Origin of the sequence: Sporolactobacillus kofuensis, assembly GCF_024125425.1 — a bacterium.
Lineage (GTDB): Bacteria > Bacillota > Bacilli > Bacillales > Sporolactobacillaceae > Sporolactobacillus > Sporolactobacillus kofuensis.
The window spans coordinates 74,487-97,494 of the sequence record NZ_JAMXWN010000002.1 but is presented as its reverse complement, the minus strand read 5'-3'; the positions used below and the strand labels follow the sequence as shown (position 1 = coordinate 97,494).

Here is a 23,008-nt window from a genome sequence, read left to right as displayed (position 1 = left end):
AAGGCTCAAAATACGCAGCAAGACCAGATTGAGATTTACGATTAAAATGAGGGATTAAATATGTTCTATCTTTTTGAAGGCTTGGTTTTTACAAGTGTATTGGTGAGTATTCTCTCCCTTTTCTTCCTCCTCTCATCACCGGTGATTGAGAAGGAAATTAATTTTCTTGAATTAGAGAATACAAAGGCACATTTGCAAAATAAGCTTCAGGAAAGTGAATTATTGCAGCTGAGCAGGCAAATACAACCGCACTTTATGTTCAATACATTGAATGTCATTTTATCGCTTGCCCGTTTAGATAGAAAAAATATATTGGTAGAAAGCATTGAAAGCTTTTCAAAATATTTGCGCTACAAATATACAGATAAAAAGGACCTTATTCCATTCCATGAGGAACTAGATCAAGTCAAAAACTACTTCTATATTCAAAAACTGAGGTTTGGGAAAAAACTTCAAATCTCTGTACAAGTGGAGCAATCTGAACTGACAACAGGCATCCCACCCTATACGTTGCAAATTCTGGTTGAGAATGCGTTCAAACACGCTCTCGAAGAAAAAGAGGGCGTCATGAAACTGACAATCATTCTTCAACGGATCGGAAACTGGGTGGAACTGCGCGTGATCGATAATGGAGACAAGCAGTTGGATCTTCAAGCGGAACATGGGATTGGGCTGGAAAATATCCGAAAACGATTGAATCTCATTTTCGATTTATTTACGGAAGTGAGCATAACCCGAATTAAAGATGAGGAAACCGTAGCAAGAGTGATTTGGCCATATATGATTGTGGAGGATTAAACATGAACGTATTGATCGTAGATGATGAATATTTGGAACTCGAACAACTCAGCCAATTAATCTATTCGCGATACCCTCATTGGCATCTCATTATGGCAGAAGATCGAAAAGATGCATTGAAGATTGCTGAAGAAAACGCGATTGGATTAGCTTTGATCGATATACATCTTCGTGGTGAATCAGGCCTGGATCTTGCGGAACATCTGAAGACGATCCATAAACACGTCAAGATCATCATTGTCACCGCCTACCAAAATTTTGACTATGCCAAGCGAGCGATTAAATTAAATGTTATGGATTACATCGTAAAACCCATTATTCAAGAAGAACTTTACGAACTGCTCGATCTTTACGAAGAACAAATTAATAGTCATTCGGTAACACCTTCACTACGAAAAGCACTGAACTATTTGCATAAACATTATGATCACAATGTGCATCTACAGGATGTTGCTGACTTTATTCATGTATCGCCGAATTACCTGAGCAAGAAATTTAATGATGAGCTGCATCTCTCATATAATGACTATTTGTCTAAAATCAGAATTAATAAAGCAAAGCAATTAATGACCAATCATCCGGAGTACTCCTTTCAATACATCTCCGACATGGTTGGATTCTCAAGTCAGAATTACTTTACTAATTCTTTTAAAAAACATGAAAATAAGACACCAACACAATACAAGAATGAACAGTTTGAGGCCCAAGATGAATGAGATTAACCTATTTGTCCCTTTTCTATTTCTTTTAATTTTTGTTCTTCCCTATCTTAATAAAGTCAAATCGATTTCTGAATATGTACAAAGCACATCAAAATTGGGTCTTAGTGAAAGTGCGCCACTATTGCTCGCTCATTTAGTTAAGGGGTTCATGATTCTCATTGCTTTTCAATTTATTTCCCGTCACAATTTGACTTTGGGTGTACTACTCTGCACAATCCTTTTCCCTATTACTGTTCTCTATGAAAAGTGGATTCATTCTGCAATCTCGACGCATCTGAATAATCCGAATCAAACCCCACTGACTTATTTTAAGGCAAAGAGCAGCCGAATCGCCTTTTATGGCATCCTGTTTATCATGGCGAGCATTGCTTTTTTTGCATTTTTCGCTGAAATAACGTGGATGACGCTTTCAATCTCTTACTTATTTCAAGTATCTAGAGGAGTAATCTTTATTTCGTTACTCTTTCTAGCCTATGTTTATGCAATTGCCGGTGGCCTGTCGGTGCTTGTCAGGGTGAGCAGAGTAATGATGATCTTCTCCTTTTTCGTCTTAATCTGCTTACTGCTCTATACCTATCTCACGAATGGCATTTATTCAATCTATAACAACTGGATGAGGATGCAGTCGCCAGTGAGCACGATCACTTTTCCCAAAGTAAGCCATGTTAGTCTTTGGTTCTTGGCAATCCTCTTTGTTTACGTTGGCTATCTCCTGACCAATTTATCACTCTGGCATATTAATTTCTCCATGAAAGAAAATAGAATCAAGACCATTTATAGTTGTACCTCCTTTTGTTTTACAAGTCTCCTTATGACCTTGATGATGATTGTTGTCTTTGTACTCAGTTCTCAACCCGACCATACGTCCTCTGTAAATCAAATGCTTCATACGTTGTCACACCATGCTCCTTTTTTTGCTTACTTATTAATCATGGCACTTCTCTCCATAGGTCTGATGAGTGCTTTTGTAAGTCTAAAATCAATCATCGATGCATGTGTATTAGCTCTGCATACAGAACAAAAAGAGAATCCTAAATTGTTCAGAGGCATTTATCTCACCTCTTGTGGATTGCTTTTACTCCTGTTCATTGTTCTGCGACCCACGCATACGTTCCTTTTCACATGCATTAAACTTTTTTCATTGCTCTGTATTGTCTCGATTCCCACGTATTCTTTGATCATGCTCTCCAAACAGAAGATTACTGTATTGAGGCTACTTCCTTTGACCATTGGATTTTTGACAGGATTGTGCCTATTTACGCAGCCTTCTTCCCTTCTTGCAGATTTGTTTTGGAGTTTCTCCGTCAGCCTTAGCCTTCAATTATTTCTACTTTTATGTCAGAAGTTCTTACATAAATAATAGATTATTATAAAAATTGAACATTTTTTTATAAAATTGCAAGCACCCATCATTTTATACTAGAAACAACAACGATTAGGGGGTGCATCGATGGTGACAACCATTAAAAAAGGAACACCAATTTATGCGTTCAGTAAGGATAATAGTCCTGTGGCCAGTGTCGATCCGGGAGAGCCAGTGACAATTGAAACGTATGACTGCTTTGAGGATCAAATTATCTCGGAAGATACAGATTTTGGCGCAATTGATTGGAACAGAATCAATCCTGCTACAGGTCCGATTTTTATTAATGGGGCCACACCAGGAAAAACATTGGCCGTCCACATTGACAAAATTGATGTAAAAAGTAAAGGTGTCTTGTCGACTGGAAAAGATTTGGGTACGATGGGCCACAGACTCGATGGGCTCCAATTCAAGATCGCTCCCATTGAGGAAGAACATGTACTCTTTAATGACAAGATAAAAATTCCTTTCAATAAAATGATTGGGGTCATTGGCGTCGCGCCTAAGGAAGGTGCAGTGAACTGTGGCACACCTGGCGAACATGGTGGAAATATGGATACCACGCTAATCACAGAGGGGACCACTCTTTATTTTCCTATTTTTCATCCAGGTGCACTCTTTGGTTTAGGCGACATGCACGCGGCGATGGGTGATGGAGAAATTGGCGTTTCTGGTGTGGAAATTTCCGGATCAGCGACGGTTCATTTCGAAATAAGGGACGACCTGTCCATTCATTATCCAATGATTTCGAACAATGCGGGCATCGCAATGATTGTGTCAAAGGACACATTGGACGAAGCTGCGAAAGTAAGTGTTGAAGAAATGATTGATTTTCTATCTCCGCGTACGGATTTAAGCCTTGGAGATCTAACCATGTTGATGAGTGCGATCGGCAATGCTCAGATTTCCCAAATTGTTGATCCAAAGTTAACGGCACGCTTCCTTGTTCCTAGATGGTTTCTTAATGCCTATGACATTCAATCAATCTAAATCTGAGGTGAGAATAAATCATGACTGAATCCAATATTACTGGAAAACAAGAATTTGGCTATAAACAAGAACTAAATCGCGCGTTATCTTTTGGCGATTTGCTTATCTATGGATTGATCTTTATGGTCCCGATTGCACCTTTCGGTATTTACGGCCAGATCGCCATTGGATCCCACGGGATGGTCGCTCTTGCGTATGCAATTGGTATGATCGGAATGCTGTTTACAGCCTTAAGTTATTCTAAGATGTCTTCAGCAATACCAATTGCCGGGTCGGTCTATTCCTATGCACAAAGAGGGATTAACGATAATGTCGGCTTCATTGCAGGATGGCTCATTCTCTTAGACTATATATTCATTCCTGCTCTACTCTATTTAGTTAGTGCCGTGGCACTTGCTGATATTGTCCCGCAAATTCCCGTCTTGGTTTGGCTCATTATTTTCATTGGTTTTAACACAGTCATTAACATTCGTGGTATTGCGTTCACAGCGAAAACAAATAAGATCATCCTTATTCTGGAGTTCATTGTTTTAACCATTTTTCTTTTTGCAGGTATAACGGCAATTGTTGAACACGTAAATGGAGCAACATTTACCATCAAACCGTTGTATAATTCCAGCCAATTTTCATTACCGACCGTCATGGGTGCTGTTTCCATTGCCGTCCTTAGCTTTCTCGGCTTTGATGCCATCTCTACGTTATCCGAGGAATCTAAGGGGGGAAGGAAAGCAGTTGGCCGTGCAACGATTTTTTCACTCATAATCGTTGGTGTGCTCTTTATTATCCAGACTTGGGTTGCTGCGCTGGTGTTTCCGAATTACAATGCGTTTAAAAATCCGGACACTGCATTTTATCAAGTAGCGGGTATCGCAGGCGGTAATTGGCTCAAGGTCATGACCATTGTGGCGACCGCAGTATCATGGGGTATTGCCGATGCGTTGGTTGCACAGACTGCAATCTCCCGTATTCTCTACAGTATGGCGCGTGATCGTAAACTGCCGCATATTCTTGCGAAAGTTCATCCAAAGTATAAGACTCCTTACATCAGCACACTACTTGTTGCGATTGTCTCACTTGTTGTGACAACAATTTTTTCTTCACAGATTGGAAAGTTAGCATCTGTTGTCAATTTTGGGGCGCTGACCTCATTTCTGATTTTGCATCTTGCAGTGATGAACTTTTACTTAAGAAAGAAGAAAAGCAAACAGTATTTCAGATATCTCGTCATGCCGCTGATCGGATTTCTCATTATCGGATTTGTTTGGTGGAATCTGGATTCACTTGCCAAAACACTGGGCTTTTCGTGGTTAGCCATCGGCATTATCTATTTAATCTTTTTAAAAATCTTCGGTAAAGATACCAAGATTTCCGATGACTTATCCTAAATTATTAACCCGAACACAAATCGGACAAGTCGCCCGGTTTGTGTTTTTTAATTAGAAAATAATGCCGAGGAGGTTCTGCATATGCGAAAGCCTGATCTTGATTCGTTGAAAAAGATTACCACAATGTATCACCTATCTATGGATGATGAGGAACTCAAAGCCTATCAAGAAATGATTAATGAAAGTTTCTTGGAGTCCTACATGCATGTAGATCATATGGTTGAACCAGATCTTCCAGTTAACTATAAACGCACGCCTGGACATCGCCCAACCAAAGAGGAAAACCCACTCAACGCATGGTATTGGAAAACTGAAATTGATCATGCTGAAACCGGAAAATTATCCGGCAAACGGATCGCGTTAAAAGACAATATCAGCGTAGCCGGAGTGCCGATGATGAATGGAACCAAGGTGCTGGAAGGATTTATCCCCCAAATCGATGCAACCATCGTCTCCAGAATTCTTGATGAGGGAGGAAAAATAAAAGGAAAAGCTGTTTGCGAGAGTCTTTGCTGCGATTGCAGTAGTTTTACTTCAGACACTGGACCTGTACTTAATCCGCACAACACCGCTTATTCTGCCGGAGGTTCATCAAGCGGAAGTGCTGCTTTAGTTGCGAGCGGTGACGTTGATATGGCTATCGGATGTGATCAAACCGGTTCGATTCGTATGCCAAGCTCTTGGTGCGGCATTCTTGGCTTAAAACCCTCTTGGGGTCTCGTTCCATTCACGGGAATTTTTCCCGTCGATGTCACCTTAGACCATGTAGGACCAATGGCGCGGACTGTTGAAGACATTGCTCTGCTTCTTGAGGTGATTGCAGGGCCCGACGGACTTGACCCTCGCCAGTATGATCTTCAATCGAAGAACTATTCACAATACTTGACCGGTGATACCAAGGGGTTACGCATTGGTGTTGTTGAAGAAGGATTCAGATGGCAGATTTCTGAAATGGATGTAGATCTCACAGTCAGAGAGGCAGCTGAATCCTTTCAGCAATGCGGAGCAACGGTAGAATCCGTCTCCATCCCCATGCATCGTGAAGGCATCCATCTGTCTAATATTATTAATACTGAGGGATCTACTGTGCAAATGTTCAGAGGCAATGCACTTGGGACAAGTTGGCGCGGATACCACCAGACACAGTTGCTTGATGCTTTTTCGAGCGGAATGATTGCGCGTGCAGATGATCTTTCAGCTGCGGCAAAAATAACGATATTAACCGGGGAATATATGCAACAAGCATATCACGGCCGATACTATGCCAAAGCCCAGAATCTCGCTCGTCAATTGAAAAAGGAATACGATAAAGCATTCCAGAAGTTTGATGTACTGATCATGCCGACAGTACCATACAAAGCAACAAAGCTTCCTGATTTTGATGCGGATCTTAAAGAAATCATTGATCTATCTTTTGGCGTCGACACGAACACAGGTGTTTTTGATCTCACCGGGCATCCGGCATTAAACGTCCCCTGCGGAGCAACAAACGGACTTCCAATTGGGATGATGTTAATTGGAAGAGTTGGTGAAGAAGAAACGATCTTACGTGCTGCTCACGCTTTCGAAACAATGACACACGGCATTTATGAACAACCGGTCGGACTTAACGCTCAATCGAAGCATTCATGAAATATAGTTTAATAACTAGTGAAAAAAGATCCTGAACGGACAAAAATAATGTCGACTCAGGATCTTTTTGTTTTATCTTCTATTATCTGATTAACCGGAGTATTCGTGCTCAAGCTCGGGATAACTACATCAACGGCCGAATAAAACGTTGCAACGGCTGGATAATCCGCGATGAAGACCCAATGGATGATCGGCAACGACTAGATGATTCGTGATCGAAACCAAATTGGCTGCCGTCGAACAATGAAATGGTCGGTAAAGCTTCAAAACCCGCCAATCACATCTGCATCCAAAGATTTTAGAATCTCAGTCACGAGTTTGAGTGTCGAAACATAATCTTCAAAAGCTACATAACAGTATGGGGTATGCGCGTAACGAACCGGAATGCCAATCACCACGGTTGGTGCACCCTGATAGAGGTTAATCACCGCACCATCATTTCCGCCACCTGTTCGCACTGCCCGTTGCACTTTGATTTCATGCGCACCAGCCTTGTCCAAACAGTATTTCTGAAACCTTGGATTGACAATGATCGATGTATCAAGATCACGCAGCATCGGTCCTCTCCTCATCCCAGTCTGAATCAAATAATCCGGTGTGAACGTATCATCCGCCGGCGGTCCCTCAAGAACAATCGAAAGATCCGGTTGAATTTTCCGTACCGTAACCTGTGCCCCTCGGTCTCCGACTTCTTCCTGAGCAGATAGCGAAGCAACGAGATCAACATGAAGTTCCTGATCCTTCAATTCATTCAAGATGTCTACCATACATGCTGTACCAATACGATTGTCAAACGCCTTACCTAAGAGTAAACCCTTGTCTTCCAAATAGTCAAAAACCACATCTGGAACCACTGGAGCACCGATATCAATTTTGAAATCATTTCTCACTTCTTCAGCTGATGTCGCACCAACATCAATAGCCATTTCGGAAATCTGTGGCACACTTTTGCGCTGCTCCGCAGTCATAAAGTGTGGCGGTGTACTCGTGATTACTGCGGGGAGATAGCTCCCATCCCGATTGCGGACGCGTACCTTATGTGCTGGAATGTTCACAGCAGCCCAACCACCAACCGTTACAAAACGAAGCGTCCCATTCGGTTTGATCGCCTGCACCATGAATCCAACTTCATCACTATGAGCGTCCAACTGAACGACCGGCCGATGACCACTATTCCCCTTTCGCTCCACATACACATTACGCATAGTATCTTCAGTAACTTTACCTAAGCCCTGTACCGCTTCTGAAAATATATGTACAACTTCGTCCTCAAATCCCGAGACACCATACGCATTTGATAGTTTTTCTATTAAGTCTAAAGACTTTTGCTTGTCCATTTGTCTTCCCTCCTCTACTATCATTCATTGTACTGCATTGAGACAAGTCTTATTAATAGTTCTGTTCAACCCTTCTCACTTATTATTTAGAAAGACTATCCTGTACAATCTATGGCTTCGCTATGTCTCTCGAAGACACCGTCGCGCTTATGCTAAATTTCGCTAATCTTTTAAGATTTAATAATTTTGTATGGTATAAAAAAACCGGATGCCGTCCCATGGACAGTGCACCCGATTATATACCTAGTGTTATTCCCATTTTAAAAAGAGCTGCTCCAACAACTTTGCAATGAGATCCGATATTTTTCCAAGCAGTGCATAAATAATAATGCTCAGTACAATAATGTTCATTTGCATAAAGTCACGCGCATTCATAGCCATATAGCCGATACCAGAATTGGTCGCAACAGTCTCGGCAACAATAAGTGTCAGCCACATCACACCAAGTGCATAGCGAATGCCTACAAAAATAGATGATAGCGCCCCAGGAAGAATAATGTTCGTAAAAAGAGCAAAACGATTCAATCCATAGACCCTGCCCATTTCGATCAATTTTGGATCCACGGAGCGGATACCGTGTAGCGTGTTAATGTAAATAGGAAACAATACCCCTAGTGCTACGAGGAACACCTTTCCTGTCTCCCCAACTCCAAACCAGACAATAACAAGCGGCAATACCGCAAGATGGGGAATGTTACGGAGCATTTGAATCGAGGAGTCTGTAAACCAGTAAAAGCCTTTAAATAGGCCATTAAAAAGTCCAAAGATGAAGCCTATGCCGCCACCAATGAGAAAGCCGATAATGGCTCTACCTGCACTGATCCCAATATTACTTTCCAATTCTCCATTCTTCATCAATTCAATAAATGCTTGAATAACGTCTGAAGGCTTCGGAAATACATTGGATGGAATGAATCCATTAGCAGTAAATATCTGCCAGAAAATAAGCAATAGTAGCGGTATGATCCAAGGAATGACTTTTAATAGATATCTTGATCGTTCCTTTTCGTTCACAATTTGTCACCTATCTTCCTGTTCAATCATTAATGTCACATTTGATAAAATACTCATGAACGCAGCGGAATTAAAACATCCACAGACGATCATGAGTCTATAACTTTCTTAAGAAATGGTTGCGAAAGGAAACAACGAGGACACTTTCGCAGACTTTTTATCTTTATTAATTATTTTTGAAATTCCAATTGTAACTTTTGTCGTAAGCATCAATCTTTTTCGGGACAACCTTCAAATCATAGAAGGTATTTGCTTGAGTTTGGAACATAGAGAGCAAATCATGAGTAATCGGTACAATTTTTCTACTTCCAGCTCTTTCTTCTTCAGTAAGCATGATCTTATAGTCACTGTTATACGCTTTTGACAATAATTTTGCTGAAGCTTCAGGATTTTTCTTTGCCCACTTGCCAGCCTTTGAGAGTTCATCAAGAATAATCTTGACAACGTCCGGATGATTCTTCACTAAAGACGGAGTTGCGAAGTAATACGGCGCCGTCTGTAAACCTGCTTCCTTGCCAAATACTGATCCATTATCAGCGATTACTCTTGTCTTTGTGCTCGCTTGAGCTTGAGCCGTAATTGGATCCCAAATCGCCCAAGCATCAAATTGGCCACCTTTCTTAAATGCTGCCAGCGCCTCAGATGGTTGAATGTAAAGCGGCTTAATATCACTGTACTTCATTCCTGCTTGCTTCAATGCACTAACAAGCAAATATTGTTGAGCAGAACCTTTTGTTACAGCAACGGTCTTCCCTTTTAGATCGGCTACACTCTTAATTGAAGAGTTTGCACGCACAAGAATGGCGGAGCCATGACTGATCCAATCCTGAGCGGCTACTTTAACAAATTTCTTGCCGGACGCTTGAGCGAAAATGTTTGCCGTTGCACCGCCACCACCAAAATCAATACCATTGGACACGCCAACAGCATTCATCATGTCTGTCGTTGAACTAAATTGATGCCACGACAATGAAATACCCTTTTTCTTCAAGCGTTCAGCGAGTTTTCCTTGTTCCTTCACTGTTGTTAACAATGGAACACCTTGCTGATAACCAATAGATAAGTGCGTGAGTTTCCCGTTATTCTTACTTGATTGTGATTGACCCTGCGCACCGCATCCGGCAAGCGCAAGAATAAAAGCCATAAGTATTGATACAATCGATACAAATCTGAATTTTTTCATGATGTTCTCCCCTTTATCCGATCAAGATGGCCAATTAAGCGATTCATTCGCTTGCGTGAATCGTTCAATACCGTCTTTGGTAACTAAAAATTCGTCTTCAATATTGTAACCGCCCTTAGTACTGTAGTAAGGGACTTCCAAGCAGAAAACCATGTTCTCTTGAAAAACAAGATCCTGATTAGGCGCAATAAAAGGGGCTTCCTCACTAAACGCACTCACACCAATGGAATGCCCCTGGTGACCCCTGAAATAATTCGGAATACCAACTTTTTGAATTGTTCCATTTACTGTCTCAAAAAGGTCGGCCAGACGTACACCAGGTTTAACTAATGATAAACCTTTTGAGAAACCTTCGTACAAGGCGTCAAACTTCGATTGCTGTTCCTCAGTTGCATGAGCGCCAATGACAAATGTACGCGCAACATCCGACTGGTACCCATAATAATTAACGCCGCCGTCCAAGCGTACGATGTCGCCATCCTTTAATGCATAGTCTCTCAAGATGAATGGCGCCGAATAATTAGGACCAATAGATGTCACAAGCGTCGTATTAATCGCGTGATTATCTAATGCATCAATATGTTTGCGATAGATGGCATTCATATCGAATTCATTCATTCCAGGTATTAATTCTTGCGCGGTGAGTTGTGTTGCCTTCTCAGCAAGCTTTGCTGCGTGTCTGAGAATCTCAATCTCCCATTCTGTCTTAATCACCCGGACTTTAAGTAATTCATTCGTCACATCAATAACATGATCCGCACCGTAATCTGAATACAATTGTTCCGTCAGTTTCCACGTTAGTGAAAGAGGCTCTACGCCAATGACCGGTGTAGGACTGATCTTCGAAATGAGTTCTTGAACGATCTGATAAGACTGATTCAGGTTCATTTGTGTTGTTTTCTTATCTGACTTTTCTTCTCCATCATCAATAAAAATCCAAGAATCATATTGAATGATATCAATATTCTTGCACTGCAGATCAGCAGTTTGCTTCTCAAAATTATTAATGATTAATTTACATGTGCCCTCAGCTGGAACAATAGCATAGGCTACACCCGGCTGCTTCATAAGAGACAGAAATTTACTTGAATAACCTGTCGCATAGAAGATATTTTCCTGACTGGTCAATAACAGAACATCAATATGATTCTGCTTCATGTTTGCCTGTAGCTTCTGTTGAAACTCTACTTGATTTCGTTCTTTTAAGGAAACCATCATTCTCCTCCATCTCTCTTTTTATTTTGCAAGTATTTTACTTAATACGTCATTCTCGATTTGTGCGAATTCTACGCTCCCCCGCTGCCTTGGTCTTGGTAGATTCACCGGCTTATCCAGCTTCACCGCACCATCTTCAATCAAGATAATGCGGTCAGCGAGAAAGACCGCTTCGCTGACATCATGAGTGACGAGAACGGCTGTGAATTTTTCATCTTCCCAAATGCTTGAGATCAGGCTCTGCATCTCAATACGTGTCAATGCATCGAGTGCGCCAAGGGGTTCATCCAACAGGAGCAGTCTAGGTTTACTTACAAGAGCTCGAGCAAGTGCCACACGCTGCTGTTGGCCACCAGATAATGATTTTGGCCAATCTGTCTCTTTGTCTGATAAACCAACACTCTGTAACGCGGTTCTCGCACTCTGAAGATTATCTTTCTTCATATTAAGACCGACATTATTCAGGACGCGCTTCCATGGAAGCAATCGCGAATCTTGGAACATAATACGTACGTCTGGAGAAAGACCTTTGAGACGAGTAGAATCATAGTTAACTGATCCTTCTGTTGGCTGATCCAAGCCCGCAATTTGACGTAACAACGTGCTCTTTCCGCACCCACTTTTGCCAACTATGGCGACAAACTCCCCCGAAGAAATTTTTAAGTCAATGTTTTTTAACACTTCATGGTTTCCAAATTTCTTCTGAACATGACTTAATTCAAGGATGATGCCTTTTCTTGAAGTATTAACCATATTGTCCTCCCTTTTCATGAAAAATCACTTTTTCATATAAATTTACTCGGGATAAAGGCAACAAAAAAAACTCTTCCAAGAATCAAAGAGTACCAGATACCTTATCGTTAAACATTGTTGGATTCACGATTTAGCACATACTTTATGGTTGCTTAGAAAACATCAGAAGCTATGTTGCCAACTCTTATTAGGTTGTTGCATATAATGGAATTAATTCTAAATTCAGAGCTAGAATATGTCAACAAAATGCACTCGAAACTACCTACGAATAATAGAAAACAAACAACTGATTAGTTGTCCACTTCTTCTCCCGCTTCAACGTAGAAACGATACAGAAAATACCCCACAAGAGCACCGGTTGTATTCAGAATGACATCATCAATATCCGTCATTCGATTTGGCAGGAAAAGTTGAACCCATTCAATCGTCGCTGAGAAGAGTGCACCAAAAAATCCAATTTGTCCGAACTTAAACTCTGGAAACCTCATCGATAGAAAAAGTCCAAAAGGAATAAATAACATAATATTCCCCAGGTCATCGACGAGAAAATAAAAGAGTGAGTCTGTTTTAAAATTTTGGAAGATCAGCAATGGATTTAAATTGTAATTGAATCGCTGAACAACTGCTCCATTCACATCCCCTGTGTGAATGAGTGCATGAGGTATCATCGTCAGATACAGCACAAATAGGATAGAAAATGCCAATAAAATATTAATGAGTGCGAGTTTTACTTCTTTCATAGGAACCCCTCCTCACAAACGAATTTTCACAGCGAAAATGAACGTAACTTTTTCATGGATTAATCAATACTCAATTCATCTCATCTTATTTTTTTATTATAATCGTTTCGTATATAAAAGATCAAAATGACTCAATTCAATAAAATAAGTTTGCTGCAGTTGGTTACAAAGAATGAAGGAGGCATCCCCTACATCTTTGGAAATAAAATGAGTTCAGAAAAAGAACACGCCTCATCGCAAACCTAACATCGTTGCAATGAGGCGTGTTCCCTTTTACCGAGCGTTAAATTGTCCGCTCAGAATTTCATTTCACCTTTATCTATGGTCTTCTGATCATCAATCAATACATCAGGTTGATTAAAGACGCAATCAATATGAACGCCGGCTTCCACCGTACCGCCAAAGGTTAGGTTGCTGCCAAAGGCGATATGAACGGTTTTGTAGACTTTCTCATCTTCGAGAACATTCCCTGTGATGCGGGCACTCTTATTGGTCCCGATGCCGAACTCGGCAACTGAGCGGCCAAGCCCGTCGCCCAGAATGCTGAGTAACTTATCCGAGTGTTCACCTTCCGCATTGACCAATCGACCTTTTTCTACCGTGAGAATCATTGGTTGATCAAGTTTACCAACACCAACCACCGATCCATCAATGTAGAGCTGCCCATTGGCGGTTCCTTCAACAGGTGCAATGAACGCTTCACCAGATGGCAGATTCCCAGATTTACCAGGATGAACGTAGACGCCTGTACTCGGAATACTTGCTCTTCCTTTAATGGAGAATGAGAATGAATAACCATTCTTATTAATCACGACATTATTGCCTTGATCCAAAATGTTCTTCATTTTGTAGGTCAGCTGTTCTACTTCATGGTAATCAGCAGTAATTGCTCCATTCATGAACATATCCTTTGAGATACCCGGCATGGTTGCTAATCGTGTACCAGCCGCAACAGCTTCTTTACGTGCTTTCGTATGGGTCAGTGAACATTGCGTAATGCATACCGCAACATCTGCTGCCTTCATTGCCTCTGCAATAGCATCTGGAGGCTCTTCACCTGATCGAATCCGATCTTTCATAAGTGTTAGCATGGACTCTGCACCCATTTGTTTGCCTGCTTCGTAAATAGGACGCGCGAGTTCTTCTTTAGTTTCATCAGTAACAACTAGAAATGTTTCATGTTCTTTAAGTGCCATACATTTCTCAAGGATATTTCGGCACACTTTAATCATTTGTTCATCCATTACGATTACTTCCTTTAAATAGGTCTTCAGATAAATTCTGAGATGATCTTTGCCATCAAGGCATTAGAAAGCAGGACAGGCAAGTGGGTATAATGAGCAACCCAACTTCTCATCTCTTCATTATAGCCCATGCAATCCATTACGATAAGATCTACCTGATCCTTTAAAACCATTGCCGCTTTAATAAAATCATCCTTATTCTTTTCATAGGGTGATGCATGTGTGAGTAGAGGATCCAAATCTACATCAGAAAATTTATGATCAATATTTGCCACCTGTTCTGCCAAAGGCACAATGACGCCTAACCTTTTATTTCCCAGCATGAGTTTAATTACCTGTGGAAGCACATGATCTGGTTCAATGATCTGTGCCGTTTTTGTTGTCAATTGCGGGAAGACGCCTGTACAAAGCAGAAGGATATGATTGACATTCTCTTGCTCGAAATCATTAATTCTCTTCTGGACAAGTGGCTGAAGCTTTCGCCGATCCATTGCAACATGGTCACCGTTCTTCAAGCGTGAGGTTAAGATATAGTCACTGTGCAATGCGTTCGATGGCGCCAGTTCCTTAATCCTTTCCTTCGAAAGACCATCCAAAGCACCTTTCTGAATCAGGTCAGTATTTTTTGTCAGATGAGCTTCAATGATCGGCTGCACGTCCGTTCGTGGAGCTTGTCCAATAGTAAGGACACCTAAAGAAGCCACCACAATCAGCTCCTTACCGAATGACCCTGTGTCTGAAGAATATTCATCGTTCCATACAAGTCTTGAATCCGATCAAATTCCCCTACATCATAGAAAGCGCAAGTTCCATTCGTTGTTTCCTTTGCCACTTCGACAGCGAAGGTAGCAGCTGCAGCAATGTCTTCTTCATGACTTGCGCCCGTCCCACAGCCCGGAACAACCGATTGTGCGGTAATTGCGACGCCGACAACCGGTGCGGATGTTGCAACTGCCGGCTGCAGAATCGAATTCATGTGATAAAGTCCGTTGCCATAGGGTGTAATGTCCTGGTTACTAATCGGAATGGTGAGTGCGCATTGTCCTGTCGTCATCTCTTGTATCCGAAGTAGGTCTTCACTGACGCGCAAGATATACCCTTCTTTGACAGTAGGTGAAATGGCAATACCCTTTTGATTAACAATACGATTGCCTCTTGTTGTATCAATCGATAAAATGACATCCATTTCAGGTGATACTTCATGTTCGTTCATCGTTTGAATATCAATGGGCGAATCCATAAAGTCAACCGGCTCATGCTTCAATGTTGGTGCTGTTGGACAAATGTGTGTGGCAACTATGACATCACCCTTTAGTTGGTCTCCTTTTAATTGCATCTCTGCCAACTTCAATGCTGCGGTAAGTGCAGCAACGGCCCCATCACCATCGGATACGAGCCCAATTCTGGAAGGACGCGCCCCGATTCCACCGAGCCGTCCGATAATGCCAACCGTCGGTGCTTGACCAGACACAGTTTTTCCTTCCGTTCCCGGAATAATAATCTTTACAAAATCTGTGCTTCCTTTTTCACCTTGAACGGTTTCATATGTTGCCTTCACATTTGGAAATTCATCGAAAAAGTGAACGACTCCATTACCGTTTATATGGATATCATCGAGTTTATTAAGTACAGTTATGGCCTGGCTAAGTAGCATGAAAGTACCTCCATTTATGTTCATTTAATTAATTCATAGAAATATATAGTAAAAGTTTAAGCGGCTCTTAGTTTCTCTATATAAAATTACTGTTTTTCATTTGTATGTCTATTTCTGAAATATACATAATAGTCAAGGTTGATTTGATGGAAATTGAGCAGTGTATTCAGACGATCTGCTGTTTTTTTGACCGCTGCCCCGATTTCTTGTTCATCATTTTCTTTCACGCGGTAAGTAGGCTTCGCAATGGTAACTGAGCCAATCACATGGGCGTTCAAAAACAAAGGTGAAGCAACTGCAATAATATCCGGTGTAAATTGACCATGACTGGAAACCCAGTGATATTTCCGAACAAACGCCAGTTTCTCTTCCAATAATTGCGGTGTTAACGTACGAGGTGAAAGCAATGCTTCGAATGATCCTTTTTCAGTGCGATTAATGAGATCGTTGCCAAGATAGGCAAGCATTGACCAATAGGATGCGCCTGCATAGAGTGGAGCTCTTCCGTCCAGTGCTATTGAAAAGCCCACTTTATTTTCAGGTACAAGAGCATCCAAAGTGACACCCTGTACACCATTTAAACCAACAAGAAAAACCGCTTCCCCAGTTTCATGCATTAACTTTCGCATTTCGGGGCGAAGGAGTTCAACAACATCCCGTTTCTTACCTGCAATTTCACTTAATTGAACCAAACGCTTTCCCAATTGATACTGTTTCGTAATGTCATTCTTAATGACATAATCGCCTTGTTCAAATGATTCAAGAATGCGATACACATTCACCTGAGGAAGGTCAAGTTCTTCAGAAAGTTCACGTGCTGTCCAGGAAGATTTTTCAATGGTGAATTTATTAAGAATCATCATTGCTGTCTGCAACGTCTTTAACATCGCCACACCTCATTCATTAGAGTTCAGAGTATATCTGGAAAACCATTCCATCATTAATAATAACCTCTTTACACGTAGAGAGGGGATACCGCTTCTTGACAATTCATGGGATGACTGGGGAAAACGAATAAATTCTGCTACCTTATTGTCATATTTCAATGCGGTATACCATTGTTCTGCCTGCTCCATCGGGCAACGGTTATCATTCTCGCTCTGCATAATAAGCATTGGTGTTTCAACATTTTGGACATAAGCTAAAGGCGAATGCTTCCATAGTGTCTCAAAGTCATGGATATCCGCAGCCATTTCATCAATAAAAAAGTGATAGCCGATATCCCCGGTCCCAAATAGGCTAATAAAGTTCGACATAGACCGCTGAGTGACTGCAGCCTTGAAACGATGCGTATGTGCAACGATCCAGTTCGTCATAAACCCACCATAACTGCCTCCAGTAACAAACAACGAATCTGGGTCAATAAACCCGTAATTGGCCAAAACAAAATCTAAACCATCCATCAGATCTTGATAGTCGCCCTCACCATAATGACCGGTCACCTGACTAACAAATGATTGCCCATATCCGAAGCTGCCTCTGGGATTCAGAAGTAATACAGCATAGCCAGAAGCAGCCATAACCTGTACTTCATGAAAGAATGTTGCGGCATGCATCATATAGGGACCACCATGAATATTCATAATCAGTGGATATTTTCTGCCCTCTTCATAATCTGTTGGATAGACAAGAAAACCACCTAATGTTTGATGATCAAAGGTACGGCAATGGATGGGTTCATACTTTGCCGTTCGTCGTTGATGAAGTATTGCTTCATTAACATGTGTGAATACGTCATCATGATGATCCGTCAGATCAAACATGTAAAGTTCGCTCGGTGAATCAGGTGCACTCAGTCCAATCATCGCCTGGGGCTGAGCAGGATTTAATACAAACTCGAAAAGATGCTGATGAAAATGTGTCACCTGTTCAAAAACGTGTTCAACGGTCACTCTAAAGAGTTCCACATAGCCGTCCACGCTTGCCGTAAAGTACATTGACTTGCTGTCGCATGCCCATTGGATTCGCGGACGCATGCGATTCTGCTGAAAGTCACCGACTGCCCAGTCGCCTAATTGCATGTCCTGTTCGGATAATAAATCAATCAATGCTCCGCTTTCTCGGTGATACAAATATACCGAAAACTGATTGGGCGTCTCATAGCGTTTTGGATTTCCAAATAACGCAATATACTTCCCATCTGGGGAAAAAGTTGCTTCACCGAATACACCAGTCTCATAGTGCTCTGTAATCCACTTTTGTTCTCCGGTCTGCAAATCAAGCAACCAAGCACCAGTATCAAAATTAAATGCATTCTCTTTTTCTACTTCCCGTTCGCATAATAAGTAGCGTCCGTCTGGTGAAACATCACCAACCCTTGTTAGCCCATAGCCAATTGCATAATCCGAAATGACCTTATTATCAGTCCCATGGATCGATTTCAGACAAATCTTGTTCTCCAAATCGGGATCGAAAATACCTTCTGCATCTGTTTTGTAGCTAATTTTGGTTATTCTCTTAATCTCGAGCTGTCCCGAAGAATCAGTTGAACCGGCTTGTTCATGCGTCGAATTCACTTTTGTACTATAAAAGAAGTGCTCGGAGTCGGGGTGCCAAAAGATATGGTCGATGCCATGATCCGCTTGTGTGATTTTTCTCGGTTGCCCTCCATTAGAAGATATAACATAAGCCTGCTTGTCCCCGCCACGATCAGATAAGTACATCAGCATGGATCCATCCGGTGACCAAAGTGGAGAATTATTTGAAGCGTCATCCTCTGTCAACCGCTTTTCAGCACCTGTTTCTAGGTCGCGAAAAATCAGTTCAGAACGGTAGCGATTCAAAGCCTCATCAATGTTGGTTTTGACGTAGACGAGTTTTTTCCCATCACGGGAAATATCCGGAGAAGAGACCGATGACAGCTTCAATAAGTCTTTAATCTCAATTCCTTTTCTGTAATTCATTGAATAAGATTCCTCCTCTGAGAGAAAGTTCCAGTAAATGGATGACCTTATGCTTGTAGAAAATCAAGTGCAGCAAGGACGTATACAAGCGCACAATCCACAACATCCTGAACTTTCACACGTTCATCGAAGCCATGAATCGTTTCGGTTTCAGCTGGCCCATATTGAAGCACCGGAATGTTATATTCTCGGAAGTGACGCGCATCACTGCATGCCCATTGCAACACACCATAGCCATGATCGTTCTTTACGTAGCTGATATTATCAACCACTGATTTGCAAATTGGGTCTTCTGCTGGAGTGTAGTTCGCATTACTACGGAAACCGAAACGTTCAATAGAATAGTCAATGCCAAGTTGATTCAATTTTGTTTTCACATAGTCGTATACTTCTTCCTGAGTCGTACCGAATGGCAGGCGGCAGTCGAATTGAACTTCACACTTATCCGCAACTACGTTAGAGCTTGTTCCGCCTTTAATCGTACCTACGTTGCACGTGATTTTCTTTAATACTTTATCGTAGCCCTTCATTCCTGACCCTCGAATGTACTCATTGGAAAGATCGATGAGGGGTAACACGTCTTCCGGAATTTTGATTTCCAAATCCGTTACGGTTTGTACTTCTTTAATTGCACGCATACAGTCAACAATTGCACTGCGTCCAGCAAATGGTGCAAGGCTTCCGTGTCCCGGCTTGCCGTAAACCGTTACTTTGAAGCAACAGGAACCCTTTTGACCAATGGTTGGGTTAAGTGGAGATGCCGGCTCTGCAATCAAAGCTCCGTCTGCAGAAAGGTGATTATTCTTCAATAACCACGGAACCCCATAGATATCGCCGCATTCTTCATCAGGAACAAGCGCAAGTGTAAGATTCCCAGGCAACGAAATGCCTTCTTTTTTTAAAAAGGCCATCGCGAAGACAATGCCTGCAACTCCGCCCTTCATGTCACTTGCACCGCGTCCTAATAAGTACCCATCCTTCACTTCACCGGAGAAAGGATCAAAGGACCATTTTGATCGATCACCTGCAGGTACTGTATCCGTATGTCCGCAGAGGATCATACGTTTATTGCCCTCACCTTTAATCTCACTAATGAGATTAAAGCGTTTTGGAGCAGCCTCATAGATCTTTGTTTCCAACCCTGCTTCTTTCAGATATTCATCAATAAACTGTGTGATTTCGGTTGAGTCGCCCTCAGGGTTTTCACTATTTATTTTTAATAGATTGGAACACAATTCAATCAGTTCTTCTTTTCGACTGAGTAATTTTTGAATCAGTTGGTCTTTCGCTTCACTTTTCATGTGTTTCTCCATCTCCATTATTGATCTGTTCATCTAGTGTCCCTAATTTTCGTTCAAAGGGAGAGTCACTTGGAATCGCACTAAGCAATTTTTTCGTATAGTCTTCTTTTGGATGTGAGTAGATCTCATCCGCGCTTCCCATCTCAACCAGATTTCCATAGTACATCACGGCAATGCGATCGCAGAAATACCGAACCACATTCAAGTCATGTGAAATGAAAATGTAGGTAAGTTTGAATTCATCTTGCAATTGATTGAGAAGGTTGAGTACTTGTGATTGAACGGAAACATCCAGTGCCGAAACTGCCTCGTCGCAGATGATGATCTTCGGTTTAAGCATCAGCGCTCGTGCAATATTAATACGCTGCCGTTGTCCTCCTGAAAATTCATGAGGATAGCGTTCTGCATGCTCAGGCTTCAAACCAACCTTAACGAGCATATCGAGTGCTTGCTTCTCACGTTCTTTCTTCGTGCCAATCCCATGAATCACAAGTGGTTCAGTTAACAAACTGATAATTCGTTTTCTCGGATCAAGCGTCGCATATGGATTCTGAAATACCATTTGAATGTCACGTCTGAAATGGTGTAACTGATTTTTATTGAGCTGTGCAAGATTCTGTCCTTCATAAATAATCTCACCGGAAGTAGGCTTGATTAATTGAGTAATTAAACGCGCCATTGTCGATTTGCCGCAGCCGGATTCCCCGACGATTCCCAAGGATTCTCCTTTCAGAACGTCAAAACTCACATGGTTCACCGCTTGGTTGTAGCTCGCTTTTCTCATAAAAAGACTGTTTGACGGTAATTTAAAAGCCTTGCTTAGATCGCGCACCTTCAAGAGTGTTTCAGCCATTCTGATCACGCTCTTTTCTGCTCAAGTTTCTCGTCTTTGTTTGAAAATGACAAGCGACTTTATGTCCTTTATTCTTCTCAACATATGCCGGCTTCTCTTTGAAGCAGACTTCCTCGGCGTACGGACATCTTTGAGCGAAGGGACAGCCCTGAAGTGGTTGGCTCAAATCAGGAGGACTTCCTGGAATGACGTGAAGAGCTTCATTAGGATCCGTTCTCTTGCTGATTTGTGAATCATACAATCCCCATGTATACGGATGATACGGATTTTCATAGAGTTCTTGTACCGTCGCTTCTTCCATGGCCTGGCCTGCATACATGACAATCACTCGATCACACATTTCCCAGACAACGCCCAGATCATGAGTGATTAATATAATAGAAGCATTAAATTTGATCTGTAACTGCTTCATCAGCTTCATGATTTGTGATTGAACGGTAACATCCAGCGCTGTCGTTGGCTCATCTGCAATTAATAGCGATGGATCACAGGCAAGCGCAATGGCAATCATGACACGCTGCCTCATTCCACCTGAGAATTCATGCGGATACATCTTTAACCGTTTCTCTGCTTCATGGATCCCGACCATCTCAAGCAAAGCGATAGCCTGCTTTATCGCTTCCTTCTTGCTGACTTTCTTGTGAAGGCGAATCGCTTCGATCAGCTGATTGCCAATCGTATAGGTAGGATTCAAACTCGTCATTGGATCCTGAAAGATCATGGAAATTTCGTTTCCGCGAATTTTTCGCATGTCCTTCTCTTTGTACTGAACCAAGTCCTGACCCTTATAAAGAATTTCTCCTGAAGCAATTTCTCCAGGCGGAGTAGGAATCAGCTTCAGAATTGATGCAGCCGTCACACTTTTCCCTGAACCGGATTCACCGACAATGCCGATAACCTCTCCCTTATTTAATTGAAAGGAAAGCCCATTGACTGCACGAATGGTTTTCTTATTTGTATGAAATTGAACATTAAGGTTCATTACTTTAAGCAGCGGCTGTGACTCGCTCATTCCAATCATCTCCTCTCCGCTCAGACTCTTGTTTTCGGATCAAGCGCATCACGCAACCCGTCGCCAAATAAATTAAAACCGAGTACGGAAAGAAAAATAGCCATCCCTGAAAACAAACAAATATGTGGTGAAACCTGAAGATAATCTCTACCCTCTTGAAGAATATTGCCCCATGACGGATTTGGCGGCTGAATGCCCAGTCCAAGAAAACTGAGCGCAGCTTCAGAAATGATTGCGCCCGCAATTCCCATCGTCCCATAGACGATGATTGGACCAGAGCAGTTCGGCAGAATATGCTTAAATAACAGATTGAAATCCCCTGCGCCTAAAGAGCGGGTCACTTCAATAAACTCTTCTTGCTTGACCGCAAGCACCTGTCCACGAACAATACGTGAGAACGTCGGCACATTGGCAATCCCGATCGCCAGAATAACATTTCCAAGCCCGCTGCCAAGTACAGTCATCAAGACAATGGCAAGAAGAATGAACGGAAATGCATACATGCCATCCATGATTCTCATAATCACTGAATCCACCCATCCTCCATAGAATCCGGAGATAAGTCCGAGGATGATACCGATTGCTCCACCGACAACAACAGCGCCGACACCAACAAATAGAGAAACTCGAGCGCCAAATACGATTCTGCTAAAGACATCTCGCCCGTAACTATCCGTTCCTAGTAGGTGCCCATCTTGACCTGGACTTTGGAGCGCATCATTAACATCCATTTTCGTTGGGTCAAAATGAGCGATGAATGGCGCAAAGATTGCAACCAATGTAAAGAGAACGACAATGATCAAACCGACAACGGCTAACTTATTCGTAAAAAGCCGTCTCAGGAATAAATTTTCTCTTCTCTTCTTTCGCTTACCTTTGGTTACGGATAATGCATTTGGAGGAACCATC

General features: G+C 41.9%; 21 protein-coding genes. 6 read left to right on the top strand and 15 right to left on the bottom strand.

Features of this window, described 5'->3' with window-relative positions:
• Positions 1–60 precede the first annotated feature (60 nt).
• From NIE32_RS01975 to NIE32_RS01950, 6 genes are all read left to right on the top strand, one after another.
• Positions 61–798: a sensor histidine kinase gene (locus NIE32_RS01975; protein ID WP_253052483.1), complete on the top strand. Its 738-nt coding sequence runs from the start codon at positions 61–63 to the stop codon at positions 796–798.
• Positions 799–800: 2 nt separating this feature from the next.
• The gene (locus tag NIE32_RS01970; protein ID WP_253052481.1) at positions 801–1,514 is read left to right on the top strand and encodes a response regulator transcription factor; all 714 of its coding nucleotides are present in this window, start codon (positions 801–803) and stop codon (positions 1,512–1,514) included.
• Positions 1,507–2,880 (top strand): hypothetical protein, encoded by a 1,374-nt coding sequence (locus tag NIE32_RS01965; protein ID WP_253052479.1) that lies wholly within the window; start codon positions 1,507–1,509, stop codon positions 2,878–2,880. The genes NIE32_RS01970 and NIE32_RS01965 overlap by 8 nt, the downstream gene beginning before the upstream one ends.
• A 90-nt stretch (positions 2,881–2,970) precedes the next feature.
• Positions 2,971–3,873 (top strand): acetamidase/formamidase family protein, encoded by a 903-nt coding sequence (locus NIE32_RS01960; protein WP_253052477.1) that lies wholly within the window; start codon positions 2,971–2,973, stop codon positions 3,871–3,873.
• Positions 3,874–3,893: 20 nt separating this feature from the next.
• Positions 3,894–5,258: an APC family permease gene (locus NIE32_RS01955; RefSeq protein WP_253052475.1), complete on the top strand. Its 1,365-nt coding sequence runs from the start codon at positions 3,894–3,896 to the stop codon at positions 5,256–5,258.
• A gap of 81 nt (positions 5,259–5,339) precedes the next feature.
• Positions 5,340–6,890, top strand: a complete 1,551-nt coding sequence (locus NIE32_RS01950) for an amidase (protein ID WP_253052473.1) — start codon at positions 5,340–5,342, stop codon at positions 6,888–6,890.
• A 263-nt stretch (positions 6,891–7,153) separates the two neighbouring features.
• On the opposite strand, the gene NIE32_RS01945 is transcribed toward NIE32_RS01950, so the two are convergent.
• From NIE32_RS01945 to NIE32_RS01875, 15 genes are all read right to left on the bottom strand, one after another.
• A complete protein-coding gene (locus NIE32_RS01945) occupies positions 7,154–8,227 on the bottom strand; it encodes a M42 family metallopeptidase (RefSeq protein ID WP_253052471.1) in 1,074 nt (357 codons plus the stop codon).
• Between the two features lie 249 nt (positions 8,228–8,476).
• Entirely contained in the window at positions 8,477–9,241 is a 765-nt protein-coding gene (locus NIE32_RS01940) for an ABC transporter permease subunit (RefSeq protein WP_253052469.1), read from the bottom strand.
• A 166-nt stretch (positions 9,242–9,407) separates the two neighbouring features.
• Positions 9,408–10,424, bottom strand: coding sequence for an aliphatic sulfonate ABC transporter substrate-binding protein (locus NIE32_RS01935; protein ID WP_253052467.1), 1,017 nt, complete (start codon positions 10,422–10,424; stop codon positions 9,408–9,410).
• Positions 10,425–10,445: 21 nt separating this feature from the next.
• On the bottom strand, positions 10,446–11,642 hold the full coding sequence (locus NIE32_RS01930) for a M24 family metallopeptidase (protein WP_253052465.1): 1,197 nt from the start codon (positions 11,640–11,642) through the stop codon (positions 10,446–10,448).
• 18 nt (positions 11,643–11,660) lie between these two features.
• On the bottom strand, positions 11,661–12,392 hold the full coding sequence (locus tag NIE32_RS01925; protein WP_253052463.1) for an ATP-binding cassette domain-containing protein: 732 nt from the start codon (positions 12,390–12,392) through the stop codon (positions 11,661–11,663).
• Between the two features lie 290 nt (positions 12,393–12,682).
• Positions 12,683–13,132, bottom strand: a complete 450-nt coding sequence (locus NIE32_RS01920; protein ID WP_253052461.1) for a VanZ family protein — start codon at positions 13,130–13,132, stop codon at positions 12,683–12,685.
• A 296-nt stretch (positions 13,133–13,428) separates the two neighbouring features.
• Positions 13,429–14,376: an aminopeptidase gene (locus NIE32_RS01915; protein WP_253052459.1), complete on the bottom strand. Its 948-nt coding sequence runs from the start codon at positions 14,374–14,376 to the stop codon at positions 13,429–13,431.
• A gap of 26 nt (positions 14,377–14,402) precedes the next feature.
• Entirely contained in the window at positions 14,403–15,080 is a 678-nt protein-coding gene (locus tag NIE32_RS01910; RefSeq protein ID WP_253052457.1) for an AroM family protein, read from the bottom strand.
• Positions 15,081–15,085: 5 nt separating this feature from the next.
• Entirely contained in the window at positions 15,086–16,030 is a 945-nt protein-coding gene (locus tag NIE32_RS01905) for a DUF1177 domain-containing protein (protein WP_253052455.1), read from the bottom strand.
• A gap of 86 nt (positions 16,031–16,116) precedes the next feature.
• The gene (locus tag NIE32_RS01900; RefSeq protein WP_253052453.1) at positions 16,117–16,917 is read right to left on the bottom strand and encodes an IclR family transcriptional regulator; all 801 of its coding nucleotides are present in this window, start codon (positions 16,915–16,917) and stop codon (positions 16,117–16,119) included.
• Between the two features lie 9 nt (positions 16,918–16,926).
• The gene (locus tag NIE32_RS01895) at positions 16,927–18,933 is read right to left on the bottom strand and encodes a S9 family peptidase (RefSeq protein ID WP_253052451.1); all 2,007 of its coding nucleotides are present in this window, start codon (positions 18,931–18,933) and stop codon (positions 16,927–16,929) included.
• Positions 18,934–18,980: 47 nt separating this feature from the next.
• Positions 18,981–20,234, bottom strand: coding sequence for a M20 family metallopeptidase (locus NIE32_RS01890; protein WP_253052449.1), 1,254 nt, complete (start codon positions 20,232–20,234; stop codon positions 18,981–18,983).
• On the bottom strand, positions 20,224–21,087 hold the full coding sequence (locus NIE32_RS01885) for an ABC transporter ATP-binding protein (RefSeq protein WP_290443394.1): 864 nt from the start codon (positions 21,085–21,087) through the stop codon (positions 20,224–20,226). The genes NIE32_RS01890 and NIE32_RS01885 overlap by 11 nt, the downstream gene beginning before the upstream one ends.
• Positions 21,080–22,099: an ABC transporter ATP-binding protein gene (locus tag NIE32_RS01880; RefSeq protein WP_253052445.1), complete on the bottom strand. Its 1,020-nt coding sequence runs from the start codon at positions 22,097–22,099 to the stop codon at positions 21,080–21,082. Before NIE32_RS01880 ends, NIE32_RS01885 begins: the two co-directional genes overlap by 8 nt.
• Before the next feature lie 20 nt (positions 22,100–22,119).
• Positions 22,120–23,007, bottom strand: a complete 888-nt coding sequence (locus NIE32_RS01875) for an ABC transporter permease (protein ID WP_253052443.1) — start codon at positions 23,005–23,007, stop codon at positions 22,120–22,122.
• Position 23,008 lies beyond the last annotated feature (1 nt).

Excerpts from the sequence above, each read along its gene's own strand:
- NIE32_RS01880 (WP_253052445.1), bottom strand. The coding sequence starts at position 22,099 with ATGAGCGAGTCACAGCCGCTGCTTAAAGTAATGAACCTTAATGTTCAA.
- NIE32_RS01895 (WP_253052451.1), bottom strand. The coding sequence starts at position 18,933 with ATGAATTACAGAAAAGGAATTGAGATTAAAGACTTATTGAAGCTGTCA.
- NIE32_RS01905 (WP_253052455.1), bottom strand. The coding sequence starts at position 16,030 with ATGCTACTTAGCCAGGCCATAACTGTACTTAATAAACTCGATGATATC.
- NIE32_RS01950 (WP_253052473.1), top strand. The coding sequence starts at position 5,340 with ATGCGAAAGCCTGATCTTGATTCGTTGAAAAAGATTACCACAATGTAT.
- NIE32_RS01965 (WP_253052479.1), top strand. The coding sequence starts at position 1,507 with ATGAATGAGATTAACCTATTTGTCCCTTTTCTATTTCTTTTAATTTTT.
- NIE32_RS01945 (WP_253052471.1), bottom strand. The coding sequence starts at position 8,227 with ATGGACAAGCAAAAGTCTTTAGACTTAATAGAAAAACTATCAAATGCG.
- NIE32_RS01890 (WP_253052449.1), bottom strand. The coding sequence starts at position 20,234 with ATGAAAAGTGAAGCGAAAGACCAACTGATTCAAAAATTACTCAGTCGA.
- NIE32_RS01930 (WP_253052465.1), bottom strand. The coding sequence starts at position 11,642 with ATGATGGTTTCCTTAAAAGAACGAAATCAAGTAGAGTTTCAACAGAAG.
- NIE32_RS01960 (WP_253052477.1), top strand. The coding sequence starts at position 2,971 with ATGGTGACAACCATTAAAAAAGGAACACCAATTTATGCGTTCAGTAAG.
- NIE32_RS01915 (WP_253052459.1), bottom strand. The coding sequence starts at position 14,376 with ATGGATGAACAAATGATTAAAGTGTGCCGAAATATCCTTGAGAAATGT.
- NIE32_RS01955 (WP_253052475.1), top strand. The coding sequence starts at position 3,894 with ATGACTGAATCCAATATTACTGGAAAACAAGAATTTGGCTATAAACAA.
- NIE32_RS01885 (WP_290443394.1), bottom strand. The coding sequence starts at position 21,087 with ATGGCTGAAACACTCTTGAAGGTGCGCGATCTAAGCAAGGCTTTTAAA.
- NIE32_RS01975 (WP_253052483.1), top strand. The coding sequence starts at position 61 with ATGTTCTATCTTTTTGAAGGCTTGGTTTTTACAAGTGTATTGGTGAGT.
- NIE32_RS01875 (WP_253052443.1), bottom strand. The coding sequence starts at position 23,007 with ATGGTTCCTCCAAATGCATTATCCGTAACCAAAGGTAAGCGAAAGAAG.
- NIE32_RS01925 (WP_253052463.1), bottom strand. The coding sequence starts at position 12,392 with ATGGTTAATACTTCAAGAAAAGGCATCATCCTTGAATTAAGTCATGTT.
- NIE32_RS01900 (WP_253052453.1), bottom strand. The coding sequence starts at position 16,917 with ATGTTAAAGACGTTGCAGACAGCAATGATGATTCTTAATAAATTCACC.
- NIE32_RS01920 (WP_253052461.1), bottom strand. The coding sequence starts at position 13,132 with ATGAAAGAAGTAAAACTCGCACTCATTAATATTTTATTGGCATTTTCT.
- NIE32_RS01970 (WP_253052481.1), top strand. The coding sequence starts at position 801 with ATGAACGTATTGATCGTAGATGATGAATATTTGGAACTCGAACAACTC.
- NIE32_RS01935 (WP_253052467.1), bottom strand. The coding sequence starts at position 10,424 with ATGAAAAAATTCAGATTTGTATCGATTGTATCAATACTTATGGCTTTT.